Source organism: Pseudomonas yamanorum, assembly GCF_013386765.1.
GTDB lineage: Bacteria > Pseudomonadota > Gammaproteobacteria > Pseudomonadales > Pseudomonadaceae > Aquipseudomonas > Aquipseudomonas yamanorum_A.
Map to the genome: position 1 here is coordinate 61,942 of NZ_JACARE010000010.1, position 13,881 is coordinate 75,822.

At 61.2% G+C, this 13,881-nt stretch carries 15 protein-coding genes; 13 read left to right on the top strand and 2 right to left on the bottom strand.

What is annotated here, in order from left to right; genetic code table 11:
• Positions 1-34 precede the first annotated feature (34 nt).
• The 4 genes from HX875_RS06255 (at position 35) to HX875_RS06270 (ending at position 4,620) form a co-directional block, all read left to right on the top strand.
• Complete coding sequence (locus HX875_RS06255) at positions 35-1,219, top strand: MFS transporter (RefSeq protein WP_177042477.1); 1,185 nt, start codon at positions 35-37, stop codon at positions 1,217-1,219.
• Between the two features lie 185 nt (positions 1,220-1,404).
• A complete protein-coding gene (locus HX875_RS06260) occupies positions 1,405-1,926 on the top strand; it encodes a winged helix-turn-helix transcriptional regulator (protein ID WP_177042478.1) in 522 nt (173 codons plus the stop codon).
• Between the two features lie 22 nt (positions 1,927-1,948).
• A complete protein-coding gene (locus tag HX875_RS06265) occupies positions 1,949-3,058 on the top strand; it encodes an HlyD family secretion protein (protein ID WP_177042479.1) in 1,110 nt (369 codons plus the stop codon).
• On the top strand, positions 3,055-4,620 hold the full coding sequence (locus HX875_RS06270) for a DHA2 family efflux MFS transporter permease subunit (RefSeq protein ID WP_177042480.1): 1,566 nt from the start codon (positions 3,055-3,057) through the stop codon (positions 4,618-4,620). Before HX875_RS06265 ends, HX875_RS06270 begins: the two co-directional genes overlap by 4 nt.
• A gap of 9 nt (positions 4,621-4,629) precedes the next feature.
• Here the strand turns inward: HX875_RS06270 and HX875_RS06275 are convergent, their stop codons facing one another.
• Positions 4,630-5,409, bottom strand: coding sequence for an SDR family oxidoreductase (locus HX875_RS06275; protein ID WP_177042481.1), 780 nt, complete (start codon positions 5,407-5,409; stop codon positions 4,630-4,632).
• A 109-nt stretch (positions 5,410-5,518) separates the two neighbouring features.
• Here HX875_RS06275 and HX875_RS06280 point away from each other — a divergent pair, with 109 nt between their 5' ends.
• The gene (locus HX875_RS06280; RefSeq protein ID WP_177042482.1) at positions 5,519-5,956 is read left to right on the top strand and encodes a winged helix-turn-helix transcriptional regulator; all 438 of its coding nucleotides are present in this window, start codon (positions 5,519-5,521) and stop codon (positions 5,954-5,956) included.
• Positions 5,957-5,985: 29 nt separating this feature from the next.
• On the opposite strand, the gene HX875_RS06285 is transcribed toward HX875_RS06280, so the two are convergent.
• Positions 5,986-6,147, bottom strand: coding sequence for a DUF2986 domain-containing protein (locus HX875_RS06285; protein WP_177042483.1), 162 nt, complete (start codon positions 6,145-6,147; stop codon positions 5,986-5,988).
• A 145-nt stretch (positions 6,148-6,292) separates the two neighbouring features.
• On the opposite strand from HX875_RS06285, the gene HX875_RS06290 reads away from it, so the two are divergent.
• The 8 genes from HX875_RS06290 (at position 6,293) to HX875_RS06325 (ending at position 13,880) form a co-directional block, all read left to right on the top strand.
• Positions 6,293-6,919, top strand: coding sequence for a glutathione S-transferase family protein (locus HX875_RS06290; RefSeq protein ID WP_177042484.1), 627 nt, complete (start codon positions 6,293-6,295; stop codon positions 6,917-6,919).
• 79 nt (positions 6,920-6,998) lie between these two features.
• Complete coding sequence (locus tag HX875_RS06295) at positions 6,999-7,457, top strand: hypothetical protein (RefSeq protein WP_177042485.1); 459 nt, start codon at positions 6,999-7,001, stop codon at positions 7,455-7,457.
• Positions 7,458-7,520: 63 nt separating this feature from the next.
• Entirely contained in the window at positions 7,521-8,147 is a 627-nt protein-coding gene (locus HX875_RS06300; protein ID WP_177042486.1) for a LysE family translocator, read from the top strand.
• A 236-nt stretch (positions 8,148-8,383) separates the two neighbouring features.
• A complete protein-coding gene (locus tag HX875_RS06305) occupies positions 8,384-9,280 on the top strand; it encodes a nitrilase family protein (RefSeq protein ID WP_177042487.1) in 897 nt (298 codons plus the stop codon).
• Between the two features lie 36 nt (positions 9,281-9,316).
• The gene (locus tag HX875_RS06310; RefSeq protein ID WP_177042488.1) at positions 9,317-10,480 is read left to right on the top strand and encodes a substrate-binding protein; all 1,164 of its coding nucleotides are present in this window, start codon (positions 9,317-9,319) and stop codon (positions 10,478-10,480) included.
• A 58-nt stretch (positions 10,481-10,538) separates the two neighbouring features.
• A complete protein-coding gene (locus HX875_RS06315; RefSeq protein WP_177042489.1) occupies positions 10,539-11,372 on the top strand; it encodes a branched-chain amino acid ABC transporter permease in 834 nt (277 codons plus the stop codon).
• A complete protein-coding gene (locus tag HX875_RS06320; RefSeq protein WP_177042490.1) occupies positions 11,365-13,176 on the top strand; it encodes an ABC transporter permease subunit in 1,812 nt (603 codons plus the stop codon). The genes HX875_RS06315 and HX875_RS06320 overlap by 8 nt, the downstream gene beginning before the upstream one ends.
• Positions 13,173-13,880 (top strand): branched-chain amino acid ABC transporter ATP-binding protein, encoded by a 708-nt coding sequence (locus tag HX875_RS06325; RefSeq protein WP_177042491.1) that lies wholly within the window; start codon positions 13,173-13,175, stop codon positions 13,878-13,880. The genes HX875_RS06320 and HX875_RS06325 overlap by 4 nt, the downstream gene beginning before the upstream one ends.
• The last annotated feature ends 1 nt before the right edge of the window (position 13,881 follow it).

Here is a 13,881-nt window from a genome sequence, read left to right on the forward strand (position 1 = left end):
TTGTAGCATTTGACACAAAGATGAGGAGTCACCCATGCGTATCAACCCACCCCTTGTAGCACTGTCCATCGGCGCCTTCGGTATTGGGGTCACCGAGTTTGCCCCCATGGGCATGTTGCCCGGTATCGCCGCCGACCTCGGCGTCTCGATTCCTGCGGCCGGGCTGCTGGTCAGCGCCTATGCCATGGGCGTGCTGATCGGCGCCCCGATCATGACCCTCGCTACGGCCAGGGTTGCACGCCGCTATCTGCTGGTCGGCCTGATGGCCATCTTCACCCTGGGCAATCTGCTGTCCGCCCTGGCCACTGATTACCAGACCTTGATGGTCGCAAGGCTGGTGACATCGCTGAATCACGGTGCATTCTTCGGCATCGGCTCGATCGTGGCCGCCAGTGTGGTAGCACCGGACAAACGCGCGGGGGCCGTTGCCGCAATGTTTCTCGGGCTGACCCTGGCGACCATTGGCGGCGTGCCGCTGGCTACCTGGTTTGGCGAGAACTTCGGTTGGCGCACGGCGTTCTGGGGCATCAGCGGGCTCGGTGCATTCGTGATGGTTGCCTTGTGGTGGGCGCTGCCGAATACGCCAGCCCCCAAAGGTGGAAGCCTGATGGCCGAAATCCGCGTACTGGGCCGCGGGCCCGTACTGGCAGCGCTGGCGTTGACCGTGGTGGGGTCCAGCGCCATGTTCACGGTGTTCACCTATATCGCCCCGATCCTGCGGGATGTCACCCATGCCTCCACCAACTTCGTCACCGGGATGCTCGTGCTTTTCGGGATCGGCTTGACCCTGGGTAACGTTTGGGGCGGCAGGTCTGCCGACCGTTCGGTGGACCGCACCTTGATCACCTCGCTCGTGGTGCTGATCGCCGTGCTGCTGGCGTTCTCTGTACTCATGCAATGGCCGCTGCCGGCCGCCTTGTCGATCCTGCTGTGGGGGACCGCCAGTTTTGCGTTGGTGCCGCCCTTGCAGATGCGCGTGATGGAAGCCGCCAAAGATGCGCCCAACCTGGCCTCCGCAATGAACATCGGTGCGTTCAATTTCGGTAATGCCATTGGCGCGGCGCTGGGCGGAGCGGTGATCAATGCCGGGCTGGGCTACCCGGCCATTTCGCTGGCCGGCGCGATAATGGCGGCCCTGGGTTTGCTGATGGTACTGGGCCTCGGTTGGCGCTCTCGGCGGATGGGTTCACGCACCTGCAGGGAGCCGGCGCAAGCATGACGAACATGGCGCCTCGATTGCGCCGATAAGTATCCCACCTCTGAAAAGCCCCGAATGTCGGGGCTTTTTGCATTTCCGCGAGCAGCACTCATCACAATAATAATTTCTCCCTAGTGACTTTCATTATGAAATCCACTGTGCAATATTACTCTCGTAATATTTAGCAACAGATCCCGGAGAGCCTCATGAAGAAAGCCAGCTTCCAGCCCATGCCCTGCCCGGTCGCCCGTGCCCTGGAGCACATCGGCGATGGCTGGAGCCTGTTGATCCTGCGGGATGCGTTCTACGGGCTGCGCCGTTTCGATGAATTCCTCCAGAGCCTCGGGATCGCCTCGAACACCCTGACCCGCCGCCTCAACACCCTGGTGGCCAACGGGTTGCTGGAGCGACGCCCCTACCAGGACAACCCGCCCCGCCACGAGTACCACCTCACCGAAGCCGGCCGGGACTTGCGCCAGGTGATTCTCACGCTGATGGCCTGGGGTGCGCGGCATGCCGAGGGATCGCCCAAGGTGTTTCTCGCCGATGAGGCCACCGGGCGCCCCGTGGAACTCGCGTTGATGGACGCCAACACCGGCAAGCCCATCACCCGCGAAGGCCACCGCGTGCATGTCGCCGCCGATGCCGAGCCTTTGAGCCTGTGGCGCGCGCGAGCCGGCCGGGCCTACGCCGCGAAAGATCAACTGGTCAGCCCCTTCCCCCACTAATACTCAATGAGGTCATTTCGTCATGGACGCCCAAGTCAGCGCTGTGCCCGAACCCACTAAAACTTCCCGGCGCAAACACGTACTGCGCCTGGGGCTGCTGACCCTGGCCGTGGCGGGCGGCGTCTGGTACGCCAGCCACTGGTGGTTGGTGAGCCGGTTTATCGAAGACACCGACGACGCCTACGTGGGCGCGGATGTGACGGTGATCAGCGCCAAGGTGCCGGGCTATATCAGCGAAGTGGCCGTGCAGGACAACCAGTTCGTGCACGCCGGCGACGTATTGGCCCGCATCGATGTGCGGGACTACCGCACCGCCCTGGCCAAGGCCGATGGCGCCGTGGCCGCGCAACAGGCCGCGCTCGCCAACCTCGACGCCACCGAACAACTGCAACTGGCGGTGATCAACCAGGCCAGGGCGCAGATCGACGCCACCGACGCCGAAGCCCAACGGGCCGGCGACGACCAGACGCGCTACCAGAACCTGGTGCGCAGCCAGGCCGTGTCGGTGGAAAGCGCGCAACGGGTCAACGCCGTGTGGAAGACCGCCCGCGCCGATCACTCCCGGGCGCAAGCCGGGCTGATGGCGGCACGCCGGCAGATCGACGTAATCGAAACCCAACGCAGCCAGACCCGCGCCGCGTTGCAACAGGCCCAGGCCGAACGCGACCAGGCACAACTGAACATCAGCTACACCGAACTGCGGGCCCCAGTGGACGGCTACGTGGGCAACCGCCGCGCCCGGGTCGGTGCCTACGCCGCGGCAGGCACCCAATTGATCGCAGTGGTGCCCGCAAAAGGGCTGTGGGTAGACGCCAATTTCAAGGAAGACCAACTGGGGCGCCTGCAGGTTGGGCAAAGCGTGAGCATCCGCGCCGATATCCTCCCCGGCCGTGAATTCCACGGGCACATTGAAAGCCTGGCCCCCGCCACCGGCGCGCAATTCAGTGTGCTGCCGCCGGAAAACGCCACCGGCAACTTCACCAAGATCGTGCAGCGCGTGCCGGTGCGCGTGCGGCTCGACAGCAATGACGCCGAGTTCGGCGCCCTGCGCCCGGGCCTGTCGGTGATGGCCAAGGTCAACACCAATGAGGCCTTCGAAGACCAGGCCAGCGCCCTCAAGGCCCAGCTATGAACAGCCCGCTGCCCGCCCTCAGCACGGCGCAAAAGGTCGCAGCCTTCGCCACCATGTGCGTGGGCATGTTTATCGCCTTGATCGATATCCAGATCGTGTCCGCCTCCCTCAAGGACATCGGCGGCGGGCTGTCTGCGGGTGCGGACGATACGGCGTGGGTGCAGACCGCCTACCTGATCGCGGAGATCATCGTGATCCCCATGTCGGGCTGGCTCTCGCGGGTGATGAGCACGCGCTGGCTGTTCGCCGCGTCGGCGGCCGGGTTTACCTTGACCAGCCTGTTGTGTGCGATGGCCTGGAACATCCAGAGCATGATCGCGTTTCGCGCCTTGCAAGGGTTCCTCGGGGGCTCGATGATCCCATTGGTGTTCACCACTGCGTTCATGTACTTCAACGGCAAGCAACGGGTGATCGCCGCGTCCACCATCGGCGCCATCGCGTCCCTGGCGCCGACGCTCGGCCCTGCGGTCGGCGGCTGGATCACCGATATTTCCTCTTGGCACTGGCTGTTCTACATCAACCTGGTGCCCGGCCTGTTCGTGACATTCGCGGTGCCGATGCTGGTGAAAATCGACCGCCCCAACCCGTCGTTGCTCAAGGGCGCCGACTACATCGGCATGGGCCTGATGGCGGTGTTTCTCGGCTGCCTGGAATACACCCTGGAAGAGGGCCCGCGCTGGAACTGGTTCAGTGACAGCACCATCTCCACCACCGCCTGGATCGCCGCCGTCAGTGGCGGGCTGTTTATCTGGCGCTGCCTGGAAATCAAGGAACCGATTGTCGACCTGCGCGCCCTGCGGGACCGCAACTTCGCGCTGGGCTGCCTGTTTTCATTCATCACCGGCATCGGCATTTTCGCCACCATCTACCTCACGCCGCTGTTCCTCGGCCGAGTGCGCGGCTACGGCTCGCTGGATATCGGCCTGGCGGTGTTTTCCACGGGGGTGTTCCAGTTGCTGGCGATCCCGGTGTACGCGCTGCTGGCCAACCGCTTCGACCTGCGCTGGATTTTGATGTTCGGCTTGTCGCTGTTCGCCCTGTCGATGTGGGACTTCTCCCCCATCACCCACGACTGGGGCGCCAAGGAACTGCTGCTGCCCCAGGCCATACGCGGCTTTGCCCAACAAATGGCAGTGCCGCCCGTAGTCACCCTGACCCTCGGCGCACTGGCCCCCGACCGGCTGAAACTCGCCTCCGGCCTGTTCAACCTGATGCGCAACCTCGGCGGTGCCATCGGCATCGCCGCCTGCGCCACCGTGCTCAACGACCGCACCAACCTGCACTTCCTGCGCCTGGCAGAACACCTGAACATCCAGAACGAATCGATGAATGTGTGGCTTGAGCAGCTTTCAGGCAATGCCCAGTTGCTCGGGCAAAACAGCCTGGATGCCAGCCAGTTCGCGCTGCATCAGCTATGGGCACTGACCTGGCGCGAGGCGCAAACGCTGACCTATGCAGATGCCTTCCTGATGATCATGGTGTGCTTCATCGTCGCCGTGCTGCTGGTGCCGTTGATGCGCAAGGTGCAGCCGCCGAAGCAGCCGTCTGCGGATGCGCATTGAGTCGACCGATCATATTAAAGGCCGCAACGGAGCCAGCCGGCTGAGCTTGGTCATCTGCTTGAATATCAAGCCCGGCGCAACCCGGCTGGCCACCTTCAGCACCTTGCTCAGGCCCGGGCATATTTCCAGTTGCCCGGCTTCAATTTGCCGGATGCACTGCTGCACCATCAGCACCGGATCCATGCCTTTTTCATTCTTCATTTCTTCCGCGAACTCGGCCCTGAGCAGCGGTGTTTCCGTGCCGGGCGGGGCAAGCTCGACCACGGTGACGGTGCTGTGTTGAAGCTGCGCCCTCAGGCATCGGGTGTAAGCGTGCAATGCCGATTTGGACGCACTGTAGACAGGCGCCGCCGGAAACGGCACAAACGCCAGCCCGGACGACACGTTGACAATCAAGCCGCGCGGCTGCTTGAGAAGAAACGGAAGAAACTGCTGGATCATCCAGATGGGGCCGTTGAGGTTGATCTCGATCTCTTCAGTCACGTCCTCCAGCGCCCGCGCCTCGCCCAGCTTGATATTGCGCATCACGCCCGCGTTATTCACCAGCGTATCGAGCCCCGGGAACTGACGGGTGACTGCCGCAAACAGTGTTTGGATGCTGGCGGGGTCGCGCACGTCGCTTTGAAACGTGTGCAGACCCGGCAGCCGTTGCCGTGCCTCGTCCAGCCTGTGCTGATCGCGGCCCGTCACGATCACGGTATTGCCTCGCGCCATAAGCTGGCGGGCAAGCTCAAGCCCGATACCACTCGAACCTCCCGTCACCAGCACTGTTCTTCCGCTCATCTTCATCGAAGCTCTCCAATTGTGGGTCACACGCAAGGAGCTTGAGGGATACACTGGCCTTAAGTAAGTAGGCACCCAAAAGATCTATACGCACCCAAAAGAGAGTGTCCAACGAATGAACAAAAACCCTGGCTTTACCGACGAGCAGATTGCCGCCGCCCAGTTCTATGCCCGGCAAACACCCCCGAAGGATCTGGACCCACGCATCGCGCCCCTGGTGACCGACCTGATAGGTCGCGTTGCGGACAAATGGACCATGCTGATTCTTGAAGCCTTGATCGAGACGACGCCGCTGCGCTTCACGCGCCTGAGTGAGCGAGTCGGCGGCATCAGCCAGAAGATGCTGACGCAGACCTTGCGGGGAATGGAGCGGGACGGCCTGGTGGTGCGCAAGGTCTACCCCGTCGTACCGCCGAAAGTCGAATACAGCCTGACAACCCTCGGCTTTACGCTGGGTGCCGCCTTTTGTGGCGTGTGGGTCTGGGCGGCTAACAACCTGGAGGAGATCGAACAGGCACGGGCGGATTTCGATTTGAGGTGCAGTGCCGAGTGACAGCAGACAGCTCGTCACCGCCCGCTGGATCAGCTCTCGGAAGCGACAACTGGCTCCTCAGCGGATTCACTGGCCAGTTTCAGCCGGTCAGCTTTACTGATGTACTTGTCCTTGCGGGCCGGTGCCAGTTTGGCGCTGGCCTTTTTGGCCTTGGCCTTGAACAGCTGCTGTAGTTTTTTTTGACGATTCATGTTGTCTATCCGGTTTGTAATCAGTGCTTGCCGGCGTGATTATCCATCTTTCAAGCCTTCATCGAAGCACATTTAATTCACGGCACTCCACCGCGTCACAGTGGTCTGTGCCTATACGCCCCCATTCTCACCCAGCGGAGCCACCATGATCATCGTCCACCACCTCAACAACTCCCGTTCGCAACGCATCCTGTGGCTGCTCGAAGAACTCGGCCTGCCCTACGAGCTCAAGCGCTACCAGCGCGACCCGAAAACCAACCTCGCGCCACCGGAACTCAAGGCCATCAATGCCCTGGGCAAATCACCGGTGATTGAGGACGGTTCCAACGTGGTGATCGAGTCCGGCGCCATCATCGACTACCTGATTCGTCGCCATGGCAACGGCCGCCTGCAACCCGACCCGGCCACTGCCACCTATGACCAATACGTGCAATGGCTGCACTTCGCCGAAGGGTCGGCCATGCTGCCGCTGATGCTCAACCTGTACGTCGGCCGCCTGGGTGAAGCGGGTGCGCCATTGCATCCGCGTATCGAATCCGAGGTGGCGAATTACTTGGGTTATCTGAACACCGCGCTGGGAAAAACGCCGTACCTGGTGGGTGAAGAATTGACCGGCGCGGATATCCAGATGAGCTTCATCGGCGAAATCGCCAGGGCCCAGGGCAAGTTGCAGGCGTACCCGAATGTGGCGGCGTGGGTGCAACGGTTCCAGGCAAGGCCTGCGTATCAAAAGGCTGTGGAACAGGGCGGCGAATATGCCTTCGCGAAATAATTCGCCCAGGCCATGAGTTTCATCGTCTTTCCAGGCCGGTCTGTTAGCATCCGCGTTTCGAATTTCTTGAGCTACGCGCATGCTACGGATCGCTGCCTGTTCCCTCCTCGCCTTACTTGCTTCCCAGCCGGCCCTGGCTGAACAAACCTTTCAGTGTGGCAACGCCACCGTCACCATCAGCATTGATACGACCTCGCCGTTACGCTCGATTGAAGGTGTTGACGTGATGCTGCGTGTAGACCAGGGGCCGCGCTCAACGCTGCTGCGATACAGCAATATCGATTTCATTGGCGGCGACTGCGACACCGATGCCCGCGGTAACCCGATCATCGTCTATCAGGCCATATGCGGCGGCAGCGGCTGCTACGACTTGTCGAACTGGGGGCTCATCGACCCTGTGAATTTGCAGGCGCTGCTCGCACCGGCGGATGACAGCCTGGTACCCGCTACCCGACTGCTCGGCCACCCACCCGTGCTCAAGGTGCCGAAGATGAGCCTGAGCACGGAAGCGCATCGGCTTGGACTACCAACCCCCTGACGTTGCGTTAAACCCCAGGATGAGGATTACTGTGGGACGCTTCCAATCCTGAGGTAACTCGCGATGTTTGAACTGGCCGCTATCCTCACGTATATCGCCGTGGTCATCGGTCTCTTCCTGATCCCCGGCCCGGCCGTATTGCTGGTGATCACCCGTACCCTCCAGGGTGGGCGCAAGGTGGGCATTGCCACCGGGCTGGGCGTGGCTTCGGGCGACTTGATCCACACACTGTGCGCGGCGCTGGGTCTGTCCGCGATCCTGATGACCTCGGCCGTGGCATTCAACGTGGTTAAAGTCGCAGGTGCCTGTTACCTGATCTACCTGGGCGTGCGCGCCTTCACGGCCAAACCCGGCGCGAGCACGCGCAAAGACTTGCCCACGGTGACATCGACCCAGGCGTACTTCCAGGCGGTGGGTGCGGAAGTGCTGAACCCCAAAACCGCGATTTTCTTCCTGGCCTTTCTGCCGCAGTTCATTCACCCGGAATCGGGTTCTTCTCTGGCTCAATTCGCGGTGCTGGGGCTGATCTTTTCAGGGCTCAGCGCGGTGTACACCACGCTGATTTCGGTGGCGATTCGCCCGCTGAGTCAATGGATGGTGGGGCTTTCGAGGCTGCGCCGTTGGGAGGGGAAGATCATTGGTACTTTGTTTATGGGGTTGGGGCTGAAAATAGCGTTTCAGCAGCGATAAGACGCGCACTGACCCAGTCGATGCCGTTTGCTCGCCCCTGAAACGAGATTTTAATCCCTTGAAAAAAAAGCATTGACATCGCTCAGTAGATCTCTGTAATTTCGGTCACATCGGTCGCTTTTTCTTGTAAGAGAAATCGTAGGCCCTCAGCAATATTGCTGAGTACATATCGGCTATAGAAGCCCCTGATTTGCGTTTTCACGCATTCGGGGGCTTTTTTTTTGGAAAATTTTTATATGTCGACATTGCACTTCACCGAACAGCCCCAGGCATTTCCGAACATCACCGTGGCTGCCGTGCAAATGGAGCCCCGTGTGGGCTGCAAGGCAACCAACCTTGAAGCCTCGTTACGCTTGATCGACGAGGCGGCGACTGCCGGTGCACAGATCGTTGTGCTGCCCGAGCTGACGAGCAGCGGTTATGTGTTTTCCAGCCGCGAGGAGGCCTTCGAAATGGCAGAGTTGATACCCGCCGGGGCCAGCACTCAAGCCTGGGAAGCCATCGCGCGCCAACGCAATATCTACGTGATCGCGGGCATCGCGGAACGCGTGGGACAGACGCTTTACAACTCTGCTGTGATGGTCGGCCCTGAAGGCTACATCGGCACCTATCGCAAGCTTCATCTCTGGGGCGACGAGCACCTGTATTTCGAAGCCGGAGACCTGGGCTTACCAGTGTTCCACACGCCCCTGGGGCGTTTGGCAATGATCATCTGCTACGACGGTTGGTTTCCCGAGGTGTATCGACTCCTGGCCGTGCGGGGCGCAGATATCGTGTGCATGCCGACCAATTGGGTGCCCATGCCGGGCCAAGAGGACGGCGCCACGATCATGGCCAACACCCTTGCGATTGCCAGTGCGCACGTCAACGGCCTGAACATCATTTGCGCCAATCGTGTCGGTACCGAGCGCGGCCAGTACTTTGTCGGCAATAGCCTCATCGTCGGCGCCGACGGTTGGCCCTTGGCGGCTCCCGCCAGTGCAGACCGCGAGCAAATACTCTACGCCGACATCAACCTCAAAACGTCTCGCCAATCCCATCACCTGACGGCGTTCAACACGGTCCTGCGTGACCGCCGTACCGACGTCTACGACCCCATGCTAGGCACGGGTTGGCAGCCACCTCGCTACTGACCCCATCGATAAAAACAACAGTTGAGGAGTACCCACATGAAACACAGTCATCACCTCACCCGCTTCGCGGCGCTGGCAGCAACAGCGCTGCTCGCCACCCAGGCCTACGCCGCCGAGCCGATAAAGATTGGCGTGGCGGTGGGTTTGTCTGGCGCCAATAGCGTCGTGGCACCCGCGGTTGTCCAGTCCTCACAGCTGGCAGTGGAGCAGATCAACGCGGCGGGCGGGATACTCGGGCGCCCGGTGCAGCTGGAAATTGTTGATGACGCTTCCGGCGCGATAGGCGCGCAGAAAGCATTCGATACCCTGGTGCTGGAAAAGCAAGTCGATGCGATTATCGCAATGGAAAACAGTGCCGCGCGCAATGCCGCCCTGCCGGTCATTTCCCGAGGGCGCGTGCCGTATATCTACACCTCGTTCTATGAAGGCCGCTCTTGCAACAAATGGATGTACGTCAACGGCTGGGTGCCTGAACAACAAGTGGCGCCGGTGGTGGATTACTTCGGCCAGAAGCTCGGTGCCAAAACCTACTTTCTGGTGGGCAACGACTACGCCTTTGGCCGTGGCATGCTGAAGTTCACCAAAGCCTATATTGAGCAACACGGTGGCAAGGTCATCGGCGAAGAGTTCTTGCCGATGGACGGCAGCGACTGGACCGCAGTGATTTCAAAAATCCGCTCGGCACAACCCGACGCGCTGATCAGCGCCACGGCCGGTGGTGCCCCCAACGTCTCATTGGCCAAGCAGTTGAAAGCGGCCGCGCTGACGCTGCCTTATGGCAACCTGGCCATCGACGAAGGCACAGCCAGGACCATGGGGGATGTCGCTACGGGCATGTATATGTCCGGTTCCTACTTGACCACTATCGACACACCGGAAAACAAGAAATTCCTCGCGGACCTGAGCCAGAAATTTTCAGGCAACCTGTCCACGCCCAACGAGCTTTCCGAGCCGCAATACGAGGCGTTTTTTCTGTATAAGGCGGCGGTCGAAAAAGCCAACACCACCGACTCCACTGCCGTCGTCGCGGCGCTGAAAGAAGTCTCGATCGTCGGGCCGCGTGGCGTGGTGCAGATGAACGCCAGCCGCCATACACCGCTCGCCATGCGCCTGGGCCAGATACAAAGCGATGGCTCGATTCGCATACTCGATACCCAAGAGGCGGTCAGCCCAGGCATTCAATGCCCGGACCTGAAATAGTCCACCGCAGGCTCACTCAGTATTGCTTCACGCTACAGGCTCCCCGGAGGGAGACGTCATGGTGTTAATTCTCGATATAACAACAACAATAGCCATGCTTTTTATTGTCACGGCGGGGCTGATGATGATTTTCGGCATCATGAAAATCGTCAACTTCGCCCATGGTGCGCTGCTGACGATGGGTGGGTATGCGGCGTTCGTCGTCACCCAACTGGGATGGAGCCCCTGGCTGGCCTGGCCGCTGGCGCTGGTGACCGGGATGACGGTGGGCGCGATCATCGAATACCTGATTGTGCGGCCACTCTACAAACGGCCCCTGGATGCCATCCTCGCGACCTGGGGCCTGGGCATCGTGATCGGCCAATTGATCATCATCGGCTTTGGCCGCGATGTGAAGTTCGCCGACGTGCCCCTGACCGGTACCTGGTCCTTGGGCGGCACGGATTACTCCGCTTACCGTTTGCTGTTAATCCCCTTGGCCCTGGGCGTGTGCGCCTTGTTGACCGTGTTGCTCAACGGCACTCGCTTTGGGGTGAAAACTCGCGCAGTGATCATGAACGAGGAGTTGGCAAGCGGCCTGGGCATCCATGCCGGGCGCATACGCTTCATCACCTTCAGCCTGGGGGCGGGCCTCGGCACCTTGGCCGGCGCCTTGATCAGCCCGCTGTCGAGCATTGACCCGGGTATGGGCATTACCTGGCTGGTTTCCGCTTTCATGCTGGTGATGGTCTCCGGGCACTCGATGCTCAGCCTGCTGGTGACCTGCGCCGTATTCGGTGCGTGCCAGGTCCTCGTGAGTACCTATGGGAGTCCGGTACTCGGCGGCCTTACGATCGCCGTGCTGGCGGCGCTCACCTTACGTATCCGTCCAAAGGGGTTCGCCCATGACTAATCCAACCTTGCAAGCGACGCACACTCAACCCTCACGCTCGCGTGACCAGCGCGCCTTGAGCCGCTCGACCGTGCTGGCCCTGGTCGGCATTGCGTTGTTGGTCGCAGGCCCATGGATCTTTGACAGCTACGTGCTCAACCTGCTGATCAAGGCGTTTCTGTTCGCGATCGTTGTCATCACCGTCGATGTGCTGTGGGGCTATACCGGCTACCTGACGTTTGGGCAATCGGCATTTTTCGGCATCGGCGCCTATGCCGCAGGATTGGTGTTCACCCACTTTGGCCTGTCGCCAGCCACGATTGCCATCGCCATTGGGCTGGCAATCATTGTGCCCATGGGGGTCGCAGCATTGGTGGGATGGCTGTCCTTCTACCGGGGGGCATCCCCGTTCTTCGCCACGGTGATCTCACTGGTGCTTCCAATCGTCATGACTCAACTGCTGCTGTCCGGCGGCGAGTGGACCGGCTCCAGCTCGGGGCTGACCGGCTATGACACCTTCGACCTGTCGCTGCAAGCCTGGTATTGGATCGCCGGCGGCGGTGTCGCACTGATCGGCGTTTTCGCATGGCTGTTCGTACGCAGTGATGCCGGGCGGGTTCTTGCGGCGATCCGTGACAACGAGTCGAGGTGCGCTTACCTGGGGATCAATGTTGCGCACATCAAAATCCTGCTGCTGATCGCCACCGCGGCGATTACCGGCATCGCAGGGTTTGGCTATGGGGCCTTCAGTGGCGTGGTGGCCCCCGAGCTGTCGGGGTTTGTACTGGGAACCGAATTGATTATCTGGGTGGCCCTGGGTGGACGCGGAACCTTGTGGGGCCCCCTGGCGGGCGCCATTCTGATCAACGTCGCCACTGCCTACCTGGGCAGCCGGATGCCGTTCCTGTGGCAACTGATCCTGGGCCTCGCCTTTGTGCTGGTCATTGTCTTGCTGCCCCAGGGCATCGTGCCGGCGCTGCTCAAGCCTTTCGGCCTGGGTGCAGGCACGCGGCGAGCGCCCACCCTGGTGGAGCGTGCGGGCCGGGAGGTTGCCGCGTCGACGGGAACGCCCGCCCTGCTGATGGAGGAAGTGACCAAACACTATGGGTCACTCAAGGTATTGCAGGGCATCAACCTCAAGGCCGAAGCCGGAGAGTTGGTGGGCCTGATCGGCCCCAACGGTGCGGGCAAAACCACCTTGATGCGCTGCATGAGCGACGGAGCTGACCGCACCTCAGGCACCGTGCACCTGTGTGGCCACGATATCCGTCGGCTTCCGGCTGAAGCCTGCGTGCGTTTTGGCCTGGGGCGAAAATTCCAGAATGCCAATATCTTCGAATCGCTGACTGTGGCCGAGTGCTTGCGCATCGCCGGCACGCTTCACCACAAACCGGCTTTTTTCAGCCAGGCAAACACCCTGGCCCTGCCCTCTTATGCGCTCGACGTACTGCGGGTCACCGGGCTGGACCACATGCTGGACGTGGTCGCCCGGGATTTGTCCCATGGTGAACAGCAAGCGCTGGAACTGGCCATGGTGCTGGTGCTGGAGCCGCGCATCGTACTGCTCGACGAACCGACCGCCGGGCTGACAAAAACCGAGCGCACGCAGATTGGCGAGGTGCTGTCCTTGCTCGCTCACCGCTACCAGCTGTGCTGCCTGCTGGTTGAACACGACCTGGACTTTGTGGAACAGATCGCGACGCGCATTGTGGTGTTGCACCAAGGGAAGATGATCATGCAGGGGACATTCGAAGAGGTCGTCAACTCGGAATTGGTCAAGACGATTTATGCCGGGTCTGCGTTCGCGCCACGGGAGGTCGTATGAACGGTGCCACGTTGAACTTGAGTGCCGTCACCAGCGGCTACAGGGCTTCCGTCGTGATTCGCGACCTGTCGCTCACGGTCGGGGCCGGCGAAGCGGTGGCGTTGCTGGGCAAGAACGGCATGGGCAAGACGACCTTGCTCAAGACCATCATGGGCTACCTGCCCAAAAAGCAAGGCACCGTGCGCGTGAACGGCATCGACATCACCCGGCTCCCGCCGCACCGCGTCGCACAGGTGGGCATTGCGTATGCCGCCCAGGAAAAGTCCTTGTTCACCGAGCTGAGCATCCGCGACAACCTGCGCATGGGGCTCGAAAAAGACGCGTTGTTCGATGAACGTTTCGCGGCCATCGAGCCCGTGTTCCCGGTGTTCAAGGACCGTCTGAAGCAGTATGCCGGCACCCTGTCGGGCGGCGAGCAAAAGATGTTGCTGGTCGCGCGGGCACTGATGATGCGTCCTTCCATTATATTGCTGGACGAAATCACTGAAGGCCTGCAACCCTCGGTGATTGACCGGATCGCCGTCGCCCTGATGCACGAGCGACAGCTCCATGGCACGACCCTGCTGCTGATCGAGCAGAATGTGCCCTTTGCGCTAAAGGTCGCGGACCGCTACCTGGTGCTCAAACAAGGCGAAATCGAAGAAGACGGCGACGCCAACGCACCGGGCGCCGCCGAGTCGATTTTCAACCATCTGAGGGTGTGAG